Origin of the sequence: Burkholderia sp. Se-20373 (assembly GCF_017104705.1) — a bacterium.
GTDB lineage: Bacteria > Pseudomonadota > Gammaproteobacteria > Burkholderiales > Burkholderiaceae > Burkholderia.
Window position 1 is genome coordinate 1 of the sequence record NZ_JAAGPH010000359.1, and the last position, 572, is coordinate 572.

General features: G+C 64.3%; 1 protein-coding gene. It reads left to right on the forward strand.

Translation table 11 applies throughout. The features are described from left to right. Window positions 1-17: 17 nt before the first annotated feature. The coding region (locus tag G3N96_RS38745; protein ID WP_206140493.1) for a DNA-3-methyladenine glycosylase I at window positions 18-572 on the forward strand (555 nt) is incomplete at its 3' end.

Below are 572 nucleotides of genomic sequence, written 5' to 3' on the forward strand. Positions count from 1 at the left end.
TAAAAGCGAGGCAGACGATGTCGCAGCGGTGCAACTGGGTGAAGACGGAAGCGGATGCGCACTATCACGATACCGAGTGGGGCGTGCCGTCGCACGACGATCGCCACCTGTTCGAAATGCTGATCCTGGAAGGCGCGCAGGCCGGACTGTCGTGGTCGACGATCCTGAACAAGCGCGCGGGCTATCGCGAAGCCTTTGCGGATTTCGACGTCGATGCCGTCGCGCGCTTCACGCCGAAACGCATCGAGAAGCTGCTGGAGAATCCCGGCATCGTGCGCAACCGTGCGAAGGTCGAATCGGCGGTCACCAATGCACGCGCCGTGCAGCGCATCCGCGAAGAGCACGGGTCGCTCGCCGCGTTCCTGTGGTCGTTCGTCGGCGATACGCCGGTCCAGAACGCGTGGCAGTCGTACCGCGACGCGCCCGCGTCGACCGAACAGTCCGACGCGCTCAGCAAGGCGCTGAAGGCGTATGGCTGCAAGTTCGTCGGTTCGACGATCTGCTATGCGCTGATGCAGGCCACCGGCATGGTCAACGATCACGAGGTCGGCTGCCCGTGCCACGGGCAATGC